The organism is Enterobacter sp. MEB024 (assembly GCF_030209635.1).
GTDB lineage: Bacteria > Pseudomonadota > Gammaproteobacteria > Enterobacterales > Enterobacteriaceae > Enterobacter > Enterobacter ludwigii.
In genome coordinates this window covers 42,511-63,916 of record NZ_JARVRQ010000015.1, presented here as the reverse complement: position 1 = coordinate 63,916, position 21,406 = coordinate 42,511, and the positions used below count along the sequence as shown (strand labels likewise).

19 protein-coding genes are annotated in these 21,406 nt (G+C 55.7%); 14 read left to right on the top strand and 5 right to left on the bottom strand.

The features are described from left to right. Positions 1–123: 123 nt before the first annotated feature. On the top strand, positions 124–2,334 hold the full coding sequence (ybiO, locus tag QRN24_RS20090) for a mechanosensitive channel protein (RefSeq protein ID WP_047366371.1): 2,211 nt from the start codon (positions 124–126) through the stop codon (positions 2,332–2,334). Between the two features lie 46 nt (positions 2,335–2,380). Here ybiO and rlmF read toward each other — a convergent pair whose 3' ends face one another. Beyond that, a complete protein-coding gene (gene rlmF / locus QRN24_RS20085) occupies positions 2,381–3,292 on the bottom strand; it encodes a 23S rRNA (adenine(1618)-N(6))-methyltransferase RlmF (RefSeq protein WP_020884914.1) in 912 nt (303 codons plus the stop codon). 243 nt (positions 3,293–3,535) lie between these two features. Here rlmF and mcbA point away from each other — a divergent pair, with 243 nt between their 5' ends. From mcbA to ybiJ, 3 genes are all read left to right on the top strand, one after another. Beyond that, positions 3,536–3,802, top strand: a complete 267-nt coding sequence (gene mcbA / locus QRN24_RS20080) for a DUF1471 family periplasmic protein McbA (RefSeq protein ID WP_032677729.1) — start codon at positions 3,536–3,538, stop codon at positions 3,800–3,802. Positions 3,803–3,919: 117 nt separating this feature from the next. Continuing rightward, complete coding sequence (locus QRN24_RS20075; RefSeq protein WP_014169247.1) at positions 3,920–4,186, top strand: DksA/TraR family C4-type zinc finger protein; 267 nt, start codon at positions 3,920–3,922, stop codon at positions 4,184–4,186. Between the two features lie 285 nt (positions 4,187–4,471). Further along, complete coding sequence (ybiJ, locus tag QRN24_RS20070; RefSeq protein WP_020884917.1) at positions 4,472–4,732, top strand: DUF1471 family protein YbiJ; 261 nt, start codon at positions 4,472–4,474, stop codon at positions 4,730–4,732. A 115-nt stretch (positions 4,733–4,847) separates the two neighbouring features. On the opposite strand, the gene ybiB is transcribed toward ybiJ, so the two are convergent. Next, complete coding sequence (gene ybiB / locus QRN24_RS20065; protein ID WP_032677728.1) at positions 4,848–5,810, bottom strand: DNA-binding protein YbiB; 963 nt, start codon at positions 5,808–5,810, stop codon at positions 4,848–4,850. Between the two features lie 256 nt (positions 5,811–6,066). On the opposite strand from ybiB, the gene QRN24_RS20060 reads away from it, so the two are divergent. The 5 genes from QRN24_RS20060 to QRN24_RS20040 all read left to right on the top strand — a co-directional run bounded on the left by QRN24_RS20060 (position 6,067) and on the right by QRN24_RS20040 (position 11,436). Further along, entirely contained in the window at positions 6,067–6,603 is a 537-nt protein-coding gene (locus QRN24_RS20060) for a fimbrial protein (protein ID WP_284942989.1), read from the top strand. A 68-nt stretch (positions 6,604–6,671) separates the two neighbouring features. After that, the gene (locus tag QRN24_RS20055; RefSeq protein ID WP_050737361.1) at positions 6,672–7,346 is read left to right on the top strand and encodes a fimbrial biogenesis chaperone; all 675 of its coding nucleotides are present in this window, start codon (positions 6,672–6,674) and stop codon (positions 7,344–7,346) included. 26 nt (positions 7,347–7,372) lie between these two features. After that, positions 7,373–9,916, top strand: coding sequence for a fimbria/pilus outer membrane usher protein (locus QRN24_RS20050; protein WP_284942988.1), 2,544 nt, complete (start codon positions 7,373–7,375; stop codon positions 9,914–9,916). A gap of 21 nt (positions 9,917–9,937) precedes the next feature. After that, complete coding sequence (locus QRN24_RS20045) at positions 9,938–10,927, top strand: fimbrial protein (RefSeq protein ID WP_106503853.1); 990 nt, start codon at positions 9,938–9,940, stop codon at positions 10,925–10,927. A 5-nt stretch (positions 10,928–10,932) separates the two neighbouring features. Further along, complete coding sequence (locus QRN24_RS20040) at positions 10,933–11,436, top strand: fimbrial protein (RefSeq protein WP_025204629.1); 504 nt, start codon at positions 10,933–10,935, stop codon at positions 11,434–11,436. Here the strand turns inward: QRN24_RS20040 and dinG are convergent. Beyond that, positions 11,423–13,600, bottom strand: a complete 2,178-nt coding sequence (gene dinG, locus QRN24_RS20035; protein ID WP_284942987.1) for an ATP-dependent DNA helicase DinG — start codon at positions 13,598–13,600, stop codon at positions 11,423–11,425. The genes QRN24_RS20040 and dinG overlap by 14 nt on opposite strands. Positions 13,601–13,696: 96 nt before the next feature. Further along, on the bottom strand, positions 13,697–15,085 hold the full coding sequence (gene rhlE, locus QRN24_RS20030; RefSeq protein WP_020884924.1) for an ATP-dependent RNA helicase RhlE: 1,389 nt from the start codon (positions 15,083–15,085) through the stop codon (positions 13,697–13,699). Between the two features lie 237 nt (positions 15,086–15,322). On the opposite strand from rhlE, the gene cecR reads away from it, so the two are divergent. From cecR to QRN24_RS20005, 5 genes are read left to right on the top strand one after another with little or no spacing between them, the layout of a single operon-like run. Then, positions 15,323–16,000 carry a transcriptional regulator CecR gene (gene cecR, locus QRN24_RS20025; protein ID WP_284942986.1) on the top strand — a complete coding sequence of 226 codons (678 nt, stop codon included), beginning with the start codon at positions 15,323–15,325 and terminating at the stop codon, positions 15,998–16,000. Continuing rightward, entirely contained in the window at positions 15,997–16,992 is a 996-nt protein-coding gene (hlyD, locus tag QRN24_RS20020) for a secretion protein HlyD (RefSeq protein ID WP_014169234.1), read from the top strand. Before cecR ends, hlyD begins: the two co-directional genes overlap by 4 nt. Next, entirely contained in the window at positions 16,985–18,724 is a 1,740-nt protein-coding gene (locus QRN24_RS20015) for an ATP-binding cassette domain-containing protein (RefSeq protein WP_284942985.1), read from the top strand. The genes hlyD and QRN24_RS20015 overlap by 8 nt, the downstream gene beginning before the upstream one ends. Next, positions 18,714–19,847: an ABC transporter permease gene (locus tag QRN24_RS20010; RefSeq protein ID WP_020884927.1), complete on the top strand. Its 1,134-nt coding sequence runs from the start codon at positions 18,714–18,716 to the stop codon at positions 19,845–19,847. Before QRN24_RS20015 ends, QRN24_RS20010 begins: the two co-directional genes overlap by 11 nt. A gap of 9 nt (positions 19,848–19,856) precedes the next feature. Next, entirely contained in the window at positions 19,857–20,963 is a 1,107-nt protein-coding gene (locus tag QRN24_RS20005) for an ABC transporter permease (protein ID WP_014169231.1), read from the top strand. Here the strand turns inward: QRN24_RS20005 and QRN24_RS20000 are convergent. Beyond that, positions 20,925–21,335, bottom strand: coding sequence for a YbhQ family protein (locus tag QRN24_RS20000; protein ID WP_014169230.1), 411 nt, complete (start codon positions 21,333–21,335; stop codon positions 20,925–20,927). The genes QRN24_RS20005 and QRN24_RS20000 overlap by 39 nt on opposite strands. Positions 21,336–21,406: the final 71 nt, after the last annotated feature.

Genomic DNA, 21,406 nt, shown 5'->3' with positions numbered 1-21,406 from the left:
CAGCTACGCCATTCTGAGCCGGGCATGCCCGGCTTTTTTACGCCAGATTGTTCCCAAAAATCCTCCCGCGCGCCTCGCCCTCTATACTTATCTTTTTGTTCATTATTTTCACCGGAGGATGCCGTGCCGTGGATCTTGCTGTTGCTTAGCCTGTTTTGTGCGCCATCGTTCGCCGTTTCCATCCCCGGCGTCACCACCGGCACGACCGCCACACAGCAAACGACACCGCCCCCAGAGCCGGATGTTGAACAGAAAAAAGCCGCCTACAGTGCCCTTGCCGATGTGCTTGAAAACGATACCTCCCGGCAGGAGTTAATCGGACAGTTGCGAAAAGTCGCCGCCACGCCGCCGCAGGAACCGGTGCCGACAATTACCCCTCCGCAAGTGGAAGAACAAAAAACGGTGCTGGAAAATGTCACCGACGTGAGCCGTCACTATGGAAGCGAGCTCTCCTCGCGCTTTGCCCAGCTCTATCGCAACCTGATTGGTTCGCCCCATAAACCGTTTAATCCCCATACGTTTACGACAGCCGCCACGCAGTTTTTGATGCTGGCGGGCGCTGTATTTCTGTTTTACTGGCTGGTACGCCTGTGCGCATGGCCGCTCTACCGTAAGATGGGGCAATGGGGGCGCAAGAAGAACCAGCAGAAAAGCAGCTGGTTACACCTGCCGCTGATGATAGCGTCGGCGTTTATCATCGATTTACTGCTGCTGGCGCTGACGCTGTTTATGGGCCAGGTCCTGGCCGACAGGCTTAACGCCGGCAATAAAACCATCGCTTTCCAGCAGGCGCTCTTCCTCAACGCCTTTGCGCTGATCGAGTTCTTTAAGGCGCTGCTGCGTTTGATATTTTGCCCGCACGTACCGGATCTTCGTCCCTTCTCGATTCGGGATGAGAGCGCCAGATACTGGGCGCTGCGCCTCAGTGTGCTCAGTGGATTGATTGGTTACGGTCTGCTGGTTGCCGTGCCGATCATCTCCAACCAGGTCAACGTGCAGTTTGGCGCCCTGGCGAATGTGCTGATTATGATCTGCATTACCGTCTGGGCGTTGTACCTTATCTTCCATAACAAAAAGACCATTACCCAAAGCTTGCTGCATCTGGCCGATCGTTCCCTGTCGTTTTTCAGTCTCTTTATCCGCGCCTTCGCGCTGGTGTGGCACTGGCTGGCGAGCGCCTACTTTATCGTGTTGTGCTTCTTCTCGCTGTTCGACCCGGGCAACAGCCTGAAATTTATGATGGGGGCGACGTTCAAGAGCCTGGCCATCATTGGCATTGCGGCATTTGTCTCTGGCCTGCTGTCGCGCTGGCTATCGAAAACCTTCACCCTCTCGCCACAGGTGCAGCGCAGTTATCCGGAACTGCAAAAAAGGGTCAACGGCTGGATCTCGGTATCACTGAAAGTGGCGCGCATTCTCACCGTCTGCGTGGCGATTATGCTGTTGCTTAACGCATGGGGATTGTTTGACTTCTGGAACTGGCTGCACAACGGCGCGGGCGAAAAGACCGTCGATATTTTAATTCGCATCGCGCTGATCCTCTTCTTCTCTGCGGTTGGCTGGACGTTGCTGGCGAGCCTTATCGAGAACCGTCTGGTCTCCGACATTCACGGCCGCCCCCTGCCCAGCGCCCGTGCCCGCACCCTGCTGACGCTGTTTCGCAATGCGCTGGCGGTTATTATCAGCACCATTACCATCATGATTGTGCTCTCGGAAATCGGCGTGAACATCGCGCCGCTGCTGGCAGGTGCCGGCGCGCTGGGGCTGGCTATCTCCTTTGGTTCGCAAACCCTGGTGAAGGATATAATCACCGGTGTCTTTATCCAGTTTGAGAACGGGATGAACACCGGGGATCTGGTCACGATTGGGCCGTTAACCGGCACGGTAGAGCGCATGTCCATTCGCTCCGTCGGCGTGCGCCAGGACACCGGGGCGTACCACATAATTCCATGGTCATCGATAACCACCTTCGCTAACTTTGTCCGAGGCATTGGCTCGGTAGTGGCCAACTACGACGTTGACCGTCATGAAGATGCAGATAAAGCGAAACAGGCGCTACGGGACGCCGTGGAAGAGATGATGGCGATGGAGGATATTCGCGGGCTGGTGATTGGAGAGCCGTCGTTTGCCGGTATTGTCGGCCTGACGAACACGGCATTTACCCTGCGCGTGTCGTTCACCACGCAGCCACTGAAGCAGTGGACGGTGCGCTTTGCGCTCGACAGTATGGTGAAAAAACACTTTGACCTGGCCGCGGTGCGGATGCCGGTGCAGACCTATCAGGTATTACCCTCACCGGCGTCCCCCACACCGCCACAGGAGCCCACCTTATAGCGTGGGGACCGGGTAACGGCGTCGCCTTACCCGGCCTGCCTGTGGGTTATTTACTGCGCTTGTTAGCGTCCATAAATGACCAGGCGATAAAGCGGCTCTGCTTCTGGCCTTGCGCCATCTCTTTTTTCACCACGTTAACGGCACCCACATCGGTCAGTGCACGGTAGAGGGGGGGCAGGTTATCCCCACGGGATACCAGCGTCGTGAACCATTTAACCTGACGGCCAAATACTTTACTTTCCTCAATCATTCGCAGGATGAATGCCACTTCTCCCCCCTCGCACCACAGTTCCTGTTGCTGCCCCCCAAAGTTCAGCGCGGCATCTTCCGCCTGACCTAGATTGCGGCGTTTGCGCTCGCTGCCCGCACGGGCGGTGGCCGCGGAGTCATGGAACGGTGGGTTACACAGGGTGGCATCGTAGCTTTCGTTCTTGTGGATAATCCCGTTGAAGATCGATGCGGCATCTTTCTGCCGACGCAAGCGGACAGACCGGCTTAACCCAGGGTTGGCGTTGATAATCGCCTGTGCGCTGGAAAACGCCTCATTACCGATTTCACTGCCGGTAAAGCGCCAGTGATATTCATGAACGCCAATCAACGGATAAATCAGGTTCGCCCCGGTACCGATATCAAGCACGGATGCTTGCTCAGGGATGACACCGTTGCGATCGTCAGCGAGAAGATCGGCAAGATGGTGGAGATAATCGGCCCGCCCCGGCACGGGTGGGCAGAGAAAGCCTTCCGGAATATCCCAGTGCGCCACACCGTAATAGTGTGCCAGCAGGGCTTTATTGAGCATTTTAACCGCCTGCGGATCGGCAAAGTTGACCGAAGGTTCACCGGCAGGTGTCTGCACAATGTAGTCCTGCAGCGAAGGACAGCTCTGACACAACGCATTCATGTCATAGCGGTTACGATGGCGATTTCGTGGGTGCAATCCCGGCTTTTGGGAAGTCATGGCTTTCTCCTTTAAACAGCGGCGTAAGATACCCTTTGCAGGCTCAACGGTAAATATTTCTCTGCGACGCTCAAAAACCCGTCATAAATCAAACACCTTTATGTCTATGATCTGTCAGTAAAACGTCAGTTTTTATCGTTCAAAAAATAAGCAGATCATCATCAAATTTTTGCGCTAAATCACACTCGCCAGGCTTCTAAACTTAAAGGGAATCACCTGTTGTTTCCTCATGAGGATGTGATTATGAAAAAATACCTGACCCTTGTTGTTCTCGCGGGTGCACTGGCTACCGCGTCATTCTCTGCCATGGCGGTACAGTCATTGACCGACAATACAGACACCAGCCAGCTTAAGCCTGCGGGCACCGTCTCGGTAAGCCGCGCAAGTAACCTTGACGATCTCCAGAATAAACTCGCCGAAAAAGCCCGCCAGGAAGGGGCTAAAGGTTTCGTGGTTAACGCCGCGGGCGGGGATAACCATATGTATGGCACGGCGACCATTTATAAATAACGTCTCTTTCTATAAACAAACTGCATCTGCCTGACAGATGCAGTTCCTCTCTGCCTTGACTGCACGTTTTTTCACCCCATATTAAAAACAGGGTTTAACAGATTCCAGGAGTAAACCATGGCTTCCGGTTGGGCGAATGATGACGCCGTTAACGAACAAATCAACAGTACAATTGAAGATGCGGTTGCACGCGCTCGCGGTGAAATTCCGCGCGGTGAAAGTCTCTATGAATGTGAAGAGTGCGGAGAAGTGATCCCGGAAGCGCGGCGCAAAGCCATACCGGGCGTACGGTTATGTATCGCCTGCCAGCAGGAGAAAGATTCGAAAAATAGCGCGCACTCAGGATATAATCGCAGGGGATCGAAAGACAGCCAGCTACGTTGACTTTCCTTTACCGAAGTTAACGGCGCAAGCGGTTACCTTTACGCTCACGGTTTTTTGCGAACCGCGTAGCAAAATGTGCCCTTCTCGTCGCTTCTGTAAAGCGCAGCTACAAGAAGTGTAAAGTCGTCCTCTGAATTTATTAATATTCAATAAGTTATTTGTCATTCAATTTTTTTGAGCAACCACGTCAATTCTCTTCGATTTTCTCTCGCATAAAAAAACGTGATACTTATCACATCGACGGAACATCGTCCCCTTAACAGAATCACCTGCGAGAGATTAATTATGAAAACCATCAAATATGCTGTTGCTGCTGTTGCCCTGTCCGCTCTGTCTTTCGGCGCTTTTGCTGCAGAACCTGTTTCTCCATCTCAGGCGCAGAGCATGAACAAACTCGGTGTGGTAAGTGCTGAAGGCGCGACCACTCTGGACGGTCTGGAAGCGAAACTGGCTGAGAAAGCTGCTGCTGCCGGTGCAAGCGGATACACCATCACCTCCGCTAACACCAATAACAAACTGAGCGGTACTGCGGTTATCTATAAGTAATTGACTGAATGCTCCACCCTCGCCATACCCTCTGGTGAGCTGCTCCAACCCTCATTGACCCTGTTGTTGTTACCCTTGCTTGCCCGTCCGCCACTGGACGGGCTTTTTTTTGGGCTTAAAACGTCTTCCCGACGCGTTCCATCCCTGCCTCTACGGATTCAACTTCACCGGTCGCCAGCAGGCAACAGGCCATCTGCAGCTTGATCGCGTGCGGTACCGGAACCTTTCCGGCCAGGCACTGCTCAATCCAGTGGGCGGTGGTATGCGGATCTTTTGCGTCAGGCAGGATCGCGTCGGAACGCTCTTCCCCTCGCTCGAGAATGGCGCGCGTGCCAGCGGAATCAATCAGCATCATCTGTGGGCAGCGCTGCGGGTTAGCATACACCTCGCCTTCCGTGCCGTGCATCAACAAGGCCCTGCCGCCTATGTCTTCAAAGAATTTCCCCACGCGCGTCACGTACTCCGGGTGAGAGACGCTGGAAAGACGCAGAGCCGCGTCTTCGCCAAACGGCGTAGCCAGTTTCGCCAGCGTATGCGCGCTGTTACGCACGCCCATGCGCCAGCGCATATCAAGCTGCTTCTCCAGCGGGGGGCAAAGGGCTCCGACAGGGATATAAACCGGCTGATGGCCATCAAGCTTCGCCTGTGCCTGGCCGGCATGCCGTGTGGGTTCGATACCCAGCATGCCGAAAATCGTTTCGGTCAGCACGCGGGTTGGATCTTCGCTTACGCCATGCACCACCACCGGGAAGCCCAGCTTGTGCAATAAAATAGCGAGCAGCGGCGTCAGGTTGGCCTGCTTGCGTGCCCCGTTATAGCTCGGGATCACAATCGGCATCGGTTTTGCCACTGGCGCGTTTAAGCGCAGGGTCTGCGCCTGCATTGCTTCGTAGAAGCCACGCATCTCCGCTTCGCCTTCTCCTTTGATACGCAGCGCTATCAGGATACCGCCCATTTCAAGGTCGGGTACGTCACCGTTGAGCATATGGGTATAGAGCGCACGAGCGGTTTCATGGTCCAGATCGCGGGCATGATTTTTCCCTCGTCCTACCTCTTTGATAATTTTGCGATAATCCACGACATCTCTCCTGACAGCTTCATCTTGTTAACAATATAGCCCTGAAGAACGTCTGGCCGTTAGTGTTTTTGAACCGGATCATCCTTCTGTTTTTATGATGAAAAAAGAAACTCAAGCACTATTTCAATTATTTGTGATTGCCGTTGAAGATTCTTACCCCACCCGTTTCTGATTAAATAACCAACGGAAAATCATTTAAGGTCAACGGTGAAAACGTCCAGGCAACGTTCTCACCAGAAACATACCAGGATTTGTTATGAACAAGGTTGCTATAAGTTTATTTATCGCCGCAACGGCAGGATGTTCTGCATCCGCATTTGCGGCAACAAACGGTGAAGGTCAGATTAACTTCACCGGTGAAATTATTGATTCTGCTTGTCAGGTAGTGAACGGGTTAAGTAATCCATTAAATGTTCAGTTAGGCAAAGTGTCTAAAACGGTATTTACCGGGACTGGATCTACCAGCACATCAACGAAGTTTGATATTCAATTAAAGAATTGTCCGGAGACCGTGACTTCCGCCGCCATTAACTTCGGTGGCACGCCGGATCCGGATAACAACACTACGCTTGCATTAACGCCGGATGTAGATGCTGCAACAGGTGTCGCTATTCAACTGGTGGACGCGTCTGAGCAACCGGTGAGTCTGTATACGCCCTCTCAGCAATATCCGTTAGCCTCCGGTACGGCGGTCAATAACCTGGAGTTTGGAGCCCGTTATATTCAGACCCAGGCCGCAATCACCGCAGGCCTGGCAAACGCCGTGTCGACCTTCACCGTTATTTATAACTGATATTATCCATTCTGAGATATTAGCTCTGTTCTGGGAGTTAATATCTCTTCTTTTATCGAGATACCTTTATGCGCCACGGTTATTTACTGAGTGCTCTTTTACTGGTAGCCGCCACTTCCCATGCCGGTGTCGTTATTAATGGCACACGCCTGGTCTATCAGGGCGACAAAAAGGAGTCGTCTCTGGGTCTTTCAAACCCAGATGCCACGGATTATCTGGTACAGTCCTGGGTTGATTCTGGCGGTAAAAACCCGGCTAAAGCCCCCTTCCTGATCACCCCACCGCTGTTTCGTCTCGATGCAAAAGAGGATAACGTCCTGCGTGTCGTGCGCACCGGCGGAAATTTGCCCGAGGATCGTGAGTCTCTCTACTGGCTTAATATCAAAGCTATTCCCTCATCAAAGCACGTCGAGGGGGTAAATACCCTGCAGATTGCCATTAATACACGCATTAAATTGTTGTATCGCCCGTCAGCAATAACAGGCAAACCCGACGCTGTGGCGGACAAGCTTCAGTGGCATCGTGAAGGTCACGACCTGGTTGTGAATAACCCGACGCCTTTCTATATGAATTTCCAGACGGTGATGCTTAACGGCCATAAAGTGGATAAAGCCACCTGGGCAGTCCCCAAAACGGAAACGCACTTTGCCTTACCCGATAATGCCAGCGGGTCGACCGTCACCTACTCCATTATTACTGATTACGGCAGCATCAGTCAGACCTGGTCGGCATCCGTTCATTAACACCCACTCAGGCTATTAATATCATCATGTACAGCCATAAAAAGCCGTTCATCCATCGCCTTTCTTCAATGCTGGTCATTTTATGTGGCCTGGCACTGGCGAGCTTTGCGCAGCAGGTTATGGCTGATGATTATTTCAACCCGGCATTACTGGATATTGATAATCCTCAACAGGGGAAAACCGACCTGTCTGTTTATGAAAAAGGACCGGGACAAGCCCCCGGGAAATATCAGGTCAACATTTTCATCAACAATAATAAAATTGATACCCGTGATGTCACGTTCAAATTAATAAAAGACGCGCAGGGCAATCATTCTCTTCAACCCTGCTTTAGCCTGGATGAGCTAAAAAACCTTGGGATCAAAACCCGGCAGTATCCGGCGCTGATGGCTAAAGGCCTGTGCGCCGATATAAGCGCCATTCCCGCGGCATCCGCAACGTTTCAGGTTCGTCATCAGCAACTGTTGCTCAGTATTCCACAAACGGCGCTGGGCCAGGTCCCGCGCGGGTATATCGACCCGAAAACGTTCGACGAAGGGATCACCGCAGGTCTGCTGAACTACAGCGCCACCGCCAGCCAGAGCCATGCCCGTGTACAGGGAGAGCAGGATAACAGCAGCCAGTACGTTAACCTGCGCCCGGGCCTCAATGTGGGCGCCTGGCGCATACGCAATTATTCCACGTGGAATCGCAGTACAACGGGCAACGAGGAAGAGCACAGGTTCTCCTCCGTCTACACCTATGCTCAACGCGATATCGTGGCGATGAAAAGCGATATGACCGTCGGGCAAAGCACTTCCCCGTCGGACGTTTTCGACAGCGTGCCCTATACCGGGGTTGAGCTGAAATCCGATACCGACATGCTCCCGGACAGTGAAAAAGGCTATGCGCCGATTATTCGCGGCACTGCCCACAGCAATGCGCTGGTGATGGTTCGTCAGAACGGTTACGTCATTTATCAGAACACGGTTGCACCCGGTGCGTTTGAAATTAACGATCTCTATCCCACCGGCAGCAGCGGCGATCTGCAGGTCACCGTGAAAGAGACCGACGGCAGCGAAAGTCACTTTGTCGTGCCTTACGCCTCGGTCCCGGTACTGCAGCGTGAAAAGAATCTCCGCTACAGCGTGACCGCCGGGCGTTACCGGTCTTACGACAAAGACGTCGAACAAACCCCGTTTGCCGAGGGCAGCGCCATCTACGGCATGCCATTGGGTTTCACCGCCTACGGTGGTGCGCAGCAGAGTCGCCATTATCAGTCCCGGGCGCTGGGCGTCGGGAAAAACCTGGGCGATTTGGGTGCTTTCTCCCTTGATGTCACCCGCGCCAAAGCGCTGCTGAAAAAACAGCAGACCAGCAAAGGCCGATCCTGGCGCGTTCGCTACAGCAAAGATTTTGTCGCCTCGGGCACTCACTTCTCCCTGGCGGGCTATCGCTACAACAGCAAAGGGTTTTACACCCTGGAAGACACGATGGAGTCTTACACCCGTTCAGACGACGGGTCTGCGCCGCAACAGCGACGTGCCCGAACAGAAGCCACCGTCGACCAGACGCTGCCCGCGGGCTGGGGCTCTGTCACCCTGAGCCTGGTCAAAGAGACCTACTGGAGCCAGAGCCAGGATATGACCTCCATGAGCGTCAGCTACAACAACAGCTGGCACGGCGTCAGCTACAGCCTGAGCTACAGCATGAACAAAAACACCCAGGACAGCGATGCGAACGGTGACGATGTGATGAACGACAACCAGTTCTCGTTAAACGTCTCCGTTCCACTGGATCGCTGGATGCATAACACCTGGGCCACCTACAACCTCAACAACACCAAAGACGGTACGACGCAGAACATCGGCCTTAACGGTACCGCGCTGAAGGGAGACAACCTGAACTGGAATATTCAGGAGGGGCTGAGCAGCACCGGTAGCGGAAACTCCACCAGCATGAACGCCGATTATAAAGCGACCTATGGCGAAGTGAGCGGCGGGGTAAGCCAGGATAAATATCAGCAAACCGTAAACGTCGGGCTGCAGGGTGGCGCGATCGTGCACGCCAACGGCATAACCCTGAGCCAGCCGCTCGGAGAGACCATCGCCCTGGTGAAAGCACCGGGAACACACGGTACGCATATCGCCAATCAGACGGGCGTTGAGACCGACTTCCGCGGCTATACCATCGTGCCGTTTGTTACCCCTTATCGCCACAATACCATTGCGCTGGATACCGAAACCCTGCCCGACGAGGCCGACGTGACGCACGCGGCGTACGTTGTGACCCCGACACGCGGGGCCGTGGTGCGCGCCAGCTTTAATACCCGCGTGGGCAGCCGGGTCCTGATGACGCTGACGCACAACGGTAAACCGCTGCCCTTCGGTGCGACGGTAACAACGGAGGATAAGGACAGCGAATTTATTGTCGGCAATGACGGCCAGACCTATCTCTCCGGCCTGCCAAAGCAAGGGCATCTCGCCGTCACCTGGGGACAGGATGCGAGCGAGCACTGCGAGGCCGACTACGTCCTTACGGATGAGACAGAGAAAACCAACATCCTTAACGCTGCTGCGCAGTGCCACTGATTCACCGTTAGGCAAACCATTATGCAAATGATTAAACAGTGCTTTTTCTTCCTGGTCCTGGGAACCGCCGCGTTATTTATGCCTCATGCTAACGCGCTCTGTACCTCATCCGATCTGCCAAAACAGATTAATGTGACCTCCGTATCCGTCTCGAGCACGTTGCCGGTAGGTGCCACCATTCCGGGCACCGAACAGACCGTTCACGTGGCGGGCAACTGCTATAACCCTTCTGACTTCGGGCTTCCGATTGTTGCGTGCTATTACGGCGCAGGTCTGGAGATCCCCGGTCTTTCTGGGGTGTATGAATCAGGGCTGGAAGGAATTGGCGTAGCGCTGATGAATGACAAAGGCCAGCGAATTACCGGTGCCGGGGGAATTTACTGTAATTCAAGCGGCACGCCGCTGGGCTATGTCTCCAACGACATTTCTGAGGCCTTTAACTTTAATGTCACACTGGAACTGGTGAAAACGAGCAATACGGTCAAATCAGGTTCGCTTTCTCAGGCGGAGTCTAAATTTGGCGTCGGGGTTTATCAGCATGAAGGCATCAGCGATCCCAATACGATTTCCTATGCGGGCAATGTGAATCTCGAAACGGTTACCTGCTCTGTCCTGCCCAAAAATCTCACCGTGAACCTGGGCGATTTTCCCGTCAGTGATTTTATCAGTATCGGGTTGCTATCCAGCCCTGCACAAAACTTTGACGTCACGATTAATTGCGACAGCACCGTCCAGCCTGAGCTAAAGGTGACCAGCGCAAACGGCTACGAAACGGCATTCGAAGGGGTGATCAAATTGACTCAGCAGAACGGCATGGCAACCGGCGTGGGCGTGAGAATGCTCTTTGATGACCATCTCGCCACCTTTGACACCTATGTCAGCACCCGAAGCCAGGCCATCGCCAACGAAACCCTGCGAATACCGTTCGAGGTTCGTTACGAACAGGTCAGCAACGTGGTGACACCGGGGCCGGCCAATACCGTGGCGACGATCACTCTGGCTTATAAGTGACCAACATGAAAAAGACACTTGCGATCCTGATTCTCGGCTTGATTGCCCGGGCACAGGCGGACGATATTCAGATCCAGATGACAGGCAATATTTACGCCAACACCTGCATTATTGACAGCGCCAGCCGCAACCTGACGGTGGATTTAGGCCAGGCGGTATCAGGGGATTTTAAAAATGTGGGCGATACCGGCGCGTGGAAAGACTTTACACTCTCGGTCTCACATTGCCCTCCCACACTTGCGCTGGCGACCGCCTTTTTCTATGGTCAGGCCGACAGTACGCACCCGACAAAATTCGCCAATATCGGCAGTGCGAAAGGGTTGGCTCTGGAACTGGCAGACCGCCAGGACAATATACTCATTGCCCCGCAGGCAGCCTTTAACGTTCCGGTTAACTCAGCGGACCACACGGCAACGTTTCCTCTGGCTGCCCGCTATTATGCCAGCGCATTGCCCGTCACCGCCGGCACGTTTAACAGTGTGGTCCAGGTGACCTTTACTTACCAGTAGGCCCGCGCCCCTTCGTACGGATGCTTTTACGCCGTCCGGCGGCAGGTTTTGCCGGACGTTTTTTAACGTCGGGCACGTCCGGCTGTTCAATCGGAAAAACAGGCAGAGCGTTGAGTAACCGCTGGCCGTAATTTTTGGTGAGCAGACGTTTGTCATAAATCACCACCTCTCCCCAGCAGCTGTGGCTACGGATCAGACGTCCCACCTGCTGAATCAGATTAAACGACGCCGCGGGTAAGCTTTGGACCTCGAACGGATAGCGATTGAGGCTTTTGAGCCATTCACCTTCGGTGATGACGACCGGGCTGTCGATGGGCGGGAAGGCGATTTTATGGATATGCACCTGCGTCAGGTAATCCCCCTTCAGATCCAGCCCCTCCGCGAATGACTGCAGCCCGATCAGCACGCTACGTTCCCCGTTATCAATGCGTTTGCGGTGCAGCTCTACCAGCCGGTAGCGGGGCTGATCGCCCTGCACCAGCAACAGCAATCGCAGGTCGGTAACGTGCTCCAGAAAACGCTGCATCGCCCTTCCGCTGGCAAACAGGACCAGCATGCCGGGATATTTTTCACTCTCCAGCTGCTCGCGGAAATACGCTGCCATTTCGGCAATGTGCTGTTCTTCGTTGTCGATAAGCGGCTCATACTTCATGCGCGGAATGACCAGCTTGCCCTGTTCACAGTGGTTAAACGGCGAATCCAGCGCCACAAAACGATCGCCAGCTTTCTCTTTCAGCCCGCTCATCTCCTGTAAACGGGAGAAACTGTTCAGGGAACGCAACGTCGCGGAAGTCACTACCACGTGCGGCACGCTGCGCCAGATAAGCTTTTCCAGCTGATCGGCAACACGAATCCCCACGCAGTGGAAAAACAGGTGCGCCTGTCCGTCTTTCACGTCACGGGTTGCCCATTTGGTGACCGGCGCACCGGACGCCTGCGCCATCGAGGCCAGACGCCAGAGCTTGCTCTGGGCTTCGAACATGCCCAACGCACGGTTCATCTGCAGCAGAATGCGGTGCAAACGCACCACGTCGTGGCTACCGGTTTTCTCACTGAGATCGTTTAAGAACATCTCCGCCAGCCCGCGCAGCTTTTCAAGGTGCTTCGCCAGCTGCTGGCAGATCTCCATCACTTCGTCGGGCAGCTCTCCCATCGCAAAGCGGTACTCTGCTTCCTGGGTCGCCGGGAGATAAAGATTGAGGATGTTATTCAGGGAAGCAATAAGGCTGTAGACCGCTTCGCAATGTTCGCTCAGCCGCTCGGGCACCGCCAGCGGCGGCGTGGTTTTCGGGCGGAACTGCTCCATACAGGTTGCCACCAGCTTGCAGAACAGATCCAACTGCAGGCGGAACCACGGCGCGGTGATTTCGGCGCTCATTTCCAGCGCATCCCGCGCCACATCCGGCAAATGGTGGCCTTCATCGAGCACCAGCAGCAGGTTTTTGGGCTCCGGCAGGACGGCCTCACTCTCCAGCGCGGCCATGACCAGCGCGTGGTTAGCGACAACCACCTCCGCTTCCTGAATCTCCCGCCGTGCGACAAAGAACGGGCACTCGCGGTAGTAGTGGCAGTTGCGGTTAAGGCAACTGGCTTTATCGGTGCTGAGCCTGCGCCACAAATCATCGCTGATGGCATGGCTGGTGTGATCGCGGAGGCCATCCCACTTGTAGCTGTCGAGCTCGGTTTTTAGCTTCGCGCATTGCTCCTGTTCCTCTTTGTTGTTCGGCGTCAGTTCATCATCCAGGAAGGCCAGCAGATCCTGCTGAGAGGGCTCACTGCTGGCGAGAGCCGCGAGATTGCGCGGACACACATAACGCCCGCGGCCAAAGGCGGCTGTAAATCGCAGTTCAGGGATAATTTTGCGCAGCAGCGGCAGGTCTTTGCTGAAGATTTGATCCTGCAGGGCCACGTTAGCGGTGCTGACCACCAGCGTTTTTTGCTCTTCCCGCGCGATGGCAATGCCCGGGATTAAATACGAAAGGGTTTTCCCGACACCCGTCGGGGCTTCAATCGCCAGATGTCGTCCGTCGTCCCCGGAGAGCGTTTTTGCCACATCAGCAATCATCTGCCGCTGAGGCGCTCGGGGGATAAAATCGGGGATCTGCTGTTGTAGCGCCTTATACCAGGCGCCAATTTGCGCTTTGAGCGCCGCGGTTAAAGCCATCGGAGGACCTGAAATACTGTATAAACAGCCACTATTGTGGCACTTTCTTTCCGCTGCCGCAAAAGAAAAGCCCGGCTTTACGACCGGGCTTCCAGACTACTGCGGGTTAGCAGGTTTACGCGGGCGGCGTCGGCGCTGCCCTTCCCCTGCCGGTTTCCCCTCGCCGCTACGCCATGGGCTTTCACCGCCTGGCTTAGCCTCTGTATTACGACGCGGAGGTTTGCCCGCGGCTTTCGGTGCACCGCCTTCAGAACGACGCGGCTGCTGACTGCGCCCCCCGCCACCCTGACCACGACCACCGCCGCCGCCCTGACGGCCATTCTGAATAGGCTCCGCCTTGATGGACGGGTCCACGTCATAGCCCGGGGTTTCGATACGCGGGATCTCTTTTCTCAGCAGACGTTCGATATCACGCAGCAGTTTGTGTTCATCCACACACACCAGCGAGAGCGCTTCACCGGTTGCCGCCGCTCGACCGGTACGACCGATACGGTGAACATAGTCTTCCGGTACGTTTGGCAGCTCGTAGTTGACGACGTGCGGCAGCTCTTCAATGTCCAGACCGCGGGCAGCAATGTCGGTGGCAACCAGGACGCGAATGTCACCGGATTTAAATTCAGCCAGCGCGCGGGTACGTGCCCCCTGGCTTTTGTTGCCGTGGATCGCCGCGCTGCGGATACCGTCTTTATTCAGCTGCTCCGCCAGATGGTTAGCACCGTGCTTGGTACGGGTAAAGACCAGCACCTGCTGCCAGTTGCCCTGACCAATCATATGGGAGAGCAGTTCCCGCTTACGCTTTTTATCAACGAAGTGCACGTGCTGGGTAATTTGCTCAGAGGCGGTGTTGCGGCGCGCCACTTCCACTTCCAGCGGGTTATGCAGCAGTTTTTCCGCCAGCGCCTTGATCTCATCAGAGAAGGTGGCAGAGAACAGCAGGTTCTGACGACGCGGTGGCAGCTTAGCCAGCACGCGACGAATGTCGTGGATAAAGCCCATATCCAGCATGCGGTCAGCTTCGTCCAGCACCAGGATTTCGATGCTATCAAGCTTCAGGGCATTCTGGTGCTCAAGATCCAACAGACGACCCGGCGTTGCCACCAGCACGTCCACGCCACCGCGCAGCTTCATCATCTGCGGGTTAATACTTACTCCACCGAAAACCACCAGCGAGCGAATGTTGAGATAGCGGCTGTACTCACGCACGTTCTCACCAATCTGGGCCGCCAGCTCACGCGTTGGGGTGAGGATCAGGGCACGCACCGGACGACGTCCTTTGGCGTGCGGCTGATTTTTTACCAGCAGTTCTAACAGCGGCAGGGTAAAACCCGCGGTCTTACCGGTACCGGTCTGGGCGCTGGCCATCAGGTCGCGGCCCTGCAGAACGGCCGGAATAGCCTGCTGCTGGATTGGGGTTGGCTCGACGTAGCCCTGCTCTGCGATAGCGCGCAAAATTTCAGGGTTCAGGCCAAGGGAATCAAAAGACATAAAAACTCCGAACCGCCCCGACCATCACAGGTGTAGTTTTCAGGGAGATATAACGAATAGGGAAGGACAAAAACCACAATGTCGTGAAGCAGCGGAGTGTAGCAGGTTTTGTGACGTGGCGCATAAAATATCCCGCAGCGCTGCGTTGACGAAAGATTTCCCGCCGTGTGGTCACTGGACAAAAAGGGCAACCGGGCATAATGTTTATCAATCGATTGATTAATTTTTAAAACCGCCATGAATACGAACCCAACGACATCGAAAGGTGAACAGGCCAAAAACCAGCTTATTGCCGCCGCGCTGGCGCAGTTTGGCGAATATGGTCTGCACGCCACCACGCGGGACATCGCGGCGCAGGCCGGGCAAAACATTGCGGCCATTACCTACTATTTTGGCTCAAAAGAGGATTTGTACCTCGCCTGTGCCCAGTGGATCGCCGACTTTATCGGTAACCATTTTCGGCCACACGTTGAAGAGGCCAGCGGGCTATTGAGCCAGCCATCGCCGGATCGCGCCGCCATCAGGCAGCTGATTATCAGCGCCTGCGACAATATGATTCGCCTGCTGACCCACGACGAGACGCTGAGCCTGAGTAAGTTCATCTCCCGTGAGCAGCTCTCCCCTACAGCGGCTTACCAGCGAGTGCACGATCAGGTGATTGCCCCAATGCATACGCACCTGACCCGGCTGATCGCGGCCTATACCGGACGAGACGCCGACGATACCGAGACTATTTTGCATACCCACGCCCTGCTGGGTGAAATTCTCGCCTTCCGTCTTGGGCGCGAAACGATCCTGTTACGCACCGGCTGGACACAATTTGATGAGGATAAAGCCGCGCAGATTAGCCAGGTCATCACCTGTCATCTCGATCTGATCCTGCAAGGCTTAACGCAAAGGAGCCTGAAGTCATGAAAAAACCTGTCGCCATCATTCTGGTGGTCGTTGTTCTGCTTGCCGCAGGTATCGGCGGCTGGCTGTGGTATCAAAGTCACCAGGACAGAGGCCTGACGCTGTACGGTAACGTCGATATTCGCACCGTGAATATGAGTTTCCGCGTCGGGGGGCGCCTGGCCTCCCTCACCGTTGATGAAGGCGATACCATCAAAACCGGTCAGATGCTGGGGATGCTCGACAAGGCCCCGTACGAGAACGCGCTGATGCAGGCGAAAGCAGGCGTTTCCGTGGCGCAGGCGCAATATGACCTGATGCTGGCCGGCTACCGTGACGAAGAGATTGCTCAGGCCGCCGCCGCGGTCAAACAGGCGCAGGCCGCCTATGACTACGCGCAAAACTTCTATGCCCGTCAGCAGGGGCTGTGGAAAAGCCGCACCATTTCCGCCAACGACCTGGAAAACGCCCGCTCCTCCCGCGACCAGGCCCAGGCGACGCTGAAATCCGCCCAGGATAAATTAAGCCAGTACCACACCGGTAACCGCCCGCAGGACATCGCGCAGGCAAAAGCCAGCCTGGAACAGGCGCAGGCGCAGCTGGCGCAGGCGGAACTGGATCTGCACGACACCACGCTCATTGCCCCGTCTGACGGCACGCTGATGACCCGCGCCGTGGAGCCGGGCAGCATGTTAAGCGCGGGAAGCACCGTCCTGACGCTTTCTCTGACGCGTCCGGTATGGGTGCGCGCCTACATTGATGAACCTAATCTCGGCCAGATGCAGCCGGGACGCGAGCTGCTGCTCTACACCGACGGTCGGCCGGATAAACCGTATCATGGCAAAGTTGGCTTTGTGTCACCGACGGCTGAATTCACGCCTAAAACGGTTGAAACGCCGGATCTGCGTACCGACCTGGTTTATCGCCTGCGCATCATCGTGACCGATGCCGACGACGCGCTGCGCCAGGGCATGCCTGTCACCGTAAAAGTCAGCGACGGGGAACGACATGAATGACGCGGTTATTCAGCTCAACAATCTGGTCAAACGCTTCGCGGGGATGGAAAAACCTGCCGTCGCCCCGCTGAACTGTACCGTTCAGAAAGGCTATGTGACCGGGCTGGTTGGCCCGGACGGCGCAGGCAAAACGACGCTGATGCGGATGCTGGCGGGTTTGTTAAAGCCTGATGAAGGAACCGCCAGCGTGCTCGGACTCGACCCGATTAAAGACGATGGCGCGCTCCATGCCATGCTGGGCTATATGCCGCAGAAGTTTGGTCTGTATGAAGACCTGACGGTGATGGAAAACCTCAATCTGTATGCTGACCTGCGCAGCGTCACTGGCGAAACCCGTCAGAAGACCTTTGCCCGTTTGCTGGAATTTACCTCGCTTGGCCCCTTCACCGACCGGCTGGCGGGCAAGCTCTCCGGCGGGATGAAACAAAAGCTGGGGCTGGCCTGTACGCTGGTGGGCGAGCCGAAGGTTCTCTTGCTCGATGAACCCGGCGTGGGCGTCGACCCGATTTCGCGCCGCGAGCTGTGGCAGATGGTGCATGAGTTAGCCGGCGATGGGATGCTGATCCTCTGGAGCACCTCGTACCTTGATGAAGCGGAACAGTGCCGTGACGTTCTGCTGATGAACGAAGGTGAACTGCTTTATCAGGGAGAGCCGACCACGCTGACGCAGAGCATGGCTGGACGCAGCTTCCTGCTGCACAGCGCCCAGGCCTCCAACCGTCAGCTGCTGCAGCGGGTGCTAAAGCTGCCTCAGGTCAGCGACGGAATGATTCAGGGCCGTTCGGTGCGCGTGATCCTCACGAAAGAGGCGACCGCGGACGATATACGCCGTGCACCGGGAATGCCTGAAATTGAGATGGAGGAGACCGCGCCACGCTTTGAAGATGCGTTTATCGATCTGCTCGGCGGCGCAGGGACATCAGAATCCCCCCTCGCCGCGATCCTGCACACGGTTGAAGGCACGCCGGGTGAAACGGTGATTGAAGCCAAATCCCTCACCAAAAAGTTTGGGGATTTCGCCGCCACCGATAACGTCAATTTCGCGGTGAAACGCGGTGAGATTTTTGGCCTGCTCGGGCCAAACGGCGCCGGGAAATCGACCACTTTTAAGATGATGTGCGGCCTGCTGGTACCGACCTCGGGGAAAGCGCTGGTGCTCGACATGGACCTGAAGGTCAGCTCCGGCAAGGCGCGTCAGCATCTGGGCTATATGGCGCAAAAATTCTCGCTGTATGGCAACCTGACGGTCGAGCAGAACCTGCGCTTTTTCTCCGGCGTGTACGGCCTGCGGGGCCGCGCGCAGAACGAGAAAATCCACCGCATGAGCGAGGCCTTTGGCCTGACGGGCATTGCTTCCCATGCCACCGACGAACTGCCGCTCGGTTTCAAGCAGCGGCTGGCGCTGGCCTGCTCATTAATGCATGAGCCCGATATCCTGTTTCTCGATGAGCCGACCTCCGGCGTTGACCCCCTCACCCGCCGCGAGTTCTGGCTGCATATTAACAGCATGGTGGAGAAAGGGGTCACGGTCATGGTAACCACCCACTTTATGGATGAGGCGGAATACTGCGACCGCATCGGGCTGGTGTATCGCGGCAAGCTGATTGCCCACGGTACGCCGGACGACCTGAAAGAACAGGCCGCCGATGACGAGGTGCCGGACCCGACCATGGAACAGGCGTTTATTACCCTCATCCATGACTGGGATAAGGAGAATGCCCATGCGCAATAACGCCATTTCATGGCGCAGGGTGCGTGCGTTGTGTATCAAAGAGACGCGCCAGATCGTGCGTGACCCCAGCAGCTGGCTGATCGCTGTGGTGATCCCCCTGCTGCTGCTCTTTATCTTTGGCTACGGGATCAACCTCGACTCCAGCAAACTGCGGGTCGGGATTTTGCTGGAGCAGCAGAGCGAAGAGGCGCTTGATTTCACCCACACCATGACCGGCTCCCCTTACATCGACGCCACCATCAGCGACAACCGGCAGGCGTTAATCCAGATGATGCAGGCCGGGAAGATACGCGGGCTGGTGGTGATCCCGGTGGATTTTGCCGCCAACATGGCGCGCACCGATGCCAGTGCGCCGGTGCAGGTGATCACCGACGGCAGCGAGCCAAACACCGCGAACTTTGTACAAGGCTATGTGGAGGGCATCTGGCAGCTGTGGCAAATGCAGCGCGCCGAAGATCGCGGGGAAACCTTCGAACCGCTGATCGACGTGCAGACGCGCTACTGGTTTAACCCTGCGGCCATTAGCCAGCATTTTATTATCCCGGGTGCGGTGACCATCATCATGACGGTTATTGGCGCCATTTTGACCTCGCTGGTGATTGCCCGCGAGTGGGAACGCGGCACCATGGAGGCGCTGCTGTCTACCGAGGTCACACGGGTTGAACTGCTGCTCTGTAAGCTTATCCCCTACTACTTCCTCGGCATGCTGGCGATGCTGCTCTGCATGCTGGTCTCGGTGTTTATCCTCGGCGTGCCGTACCGCGGATCGCTGGTGGTGCTCTTCTTTATCACCAGTCTGTTTTTACTGAGCACCCTCGGGATGGGGCTGCTTATCTCCACCATCACCCGTAACCAGTTCAACGCCGCGCAGGTGGCCCTGAACGCCGCCTTTTTACCGTCGATTATGCTGTCCGGGTTTATTTTCCAGATAGACAGCATGCCCGCCGTGATCCGTGCCGTGACCTACATTATTCCGGCGCGCTACTTCGTGAGTACGCTGCAAAGCCTGTTCCTGGCGGGGAATATTCCGGTGGTGCTGATCATCAACACGCTGTTTTTGCTGGCATCGGCAACGATGTTTATTGGGCTGACGTGGATAAAGACCAAACGGCGTCTGGATTAAGGAGCGAACATGTTTCACCGTTTATGGACATTGATACGCAAAGAGCTGCAGTCGCTGCTGCGCGAGCCGCAGACGCGCGCCATTCTGGTATTACCGGTGTTGCTTCAGGTGTTGCTCTTCCCGTTTGCCGCCACGCTGGAGGTAACTAACGCCACCATTGCTATCTACAACGAAGATAACGGCAAACATTCCGTCGAATTGACGCAGCGTTTCGCCCGGGCGAAGGCTTTTACCCACATCCTGCTGCTGAAAAGCCCGCAGGAGATCCAGCCCACCATCGATACGCAAAAAGCGTTATTGCTGGTGCGTTTTCCGGCCGATTTTTCCCGCAACCTGGATACCTTCCAGACGGCACCAATGCAGTTAATCCTCGACGGGCGCAACTCCAACAGCGCACAGATTGCAGCCAACTATCTTCAGCAAGTGGTGAAAGATTACCAACAGGAGTTGATGGACGGGAAACCGAAACCCAACAACAGCGAGCTGGTGGTGCGCAACTGGTATAACCCGAATCTGGATTACAAATGGTTCGTGGTGCCATCGCTGATCGCCATGATCACCACCATCGGAGTGATGATCGTAACGTCGCTCTCCGTCGCCCGTGAGCGCGAACAGGGGACGCTCGATCAGCTGCTGGTTTCCCCGCTCGCAACATGGCAAATTTTCGTCGGCAAAGCGGTTCCGGCGCTGATTGTCGCGACCTTCCAGGCCACCATCGTGCTGGGCGTGGGAATATGGGCCTACCAGATCCCGTTCGCCGGTTCGCTGGCGCTGTTCTACTTCACGATGGTGATTTACGGGCTGTCGCTGGTCGGGTTTGGACTGCTGATTTCCGCGCTCTGCTCTACCCAGCAGCAGGCATTTATTGGCGTGTTCGTCTTTATGATGCCGGCGATTTTGCTTTCGGGCTACGTCTCGCCCGTCGAGAACATGCCGGTATGGTTACAGGATTTGACGTGGATAAACCCAATTCGGCACTTCACGGATATCACCAAGCAGATCTATCTGAAGGATGCGAGTCTGGACATTGTCTGGGGAAGTTTGTGGCCGCTACTGATCATAGCGGCCACGACGGGCTCAGTGGCGTACGTGATGTTTAGACGAAACATCGCGTAGCTTTTTCTCTTTGGTCAGTAACGAGACCACGGCAGGCCCTGCGAGGATTGCCAGACCGGCCAGGGCCAGCAGCAGGTTGTTTTGCAGCACACGCGACAGCAACCAAAGCACAATCATCGCCGCACCAAAGTACCAGGTGGTGGTGAGCTCTTCGAGCACATCACCCACCTCACGCCAGCGTGCTTCGTGGTGGCGCTGTAAAAACAGCATCGACAGCACGGTGACGCCATAGAGGACGCATAGCCCTAAGCCGACCCGCACCAGCGTGCCGCTCATCCAGCCCATCACCAGTACGGCCACGACCAGTAAATGCAACATTATCTGCCAGCAACTCAGGCCAGTTGCGACACGAACGCGTTGTTGCCACTTCATGGCTTCTCTCCTGAAGGATTTTTCTCTGCTTAATCAGACTACCGCACTTTACGGAAAATTCCGTAACACCG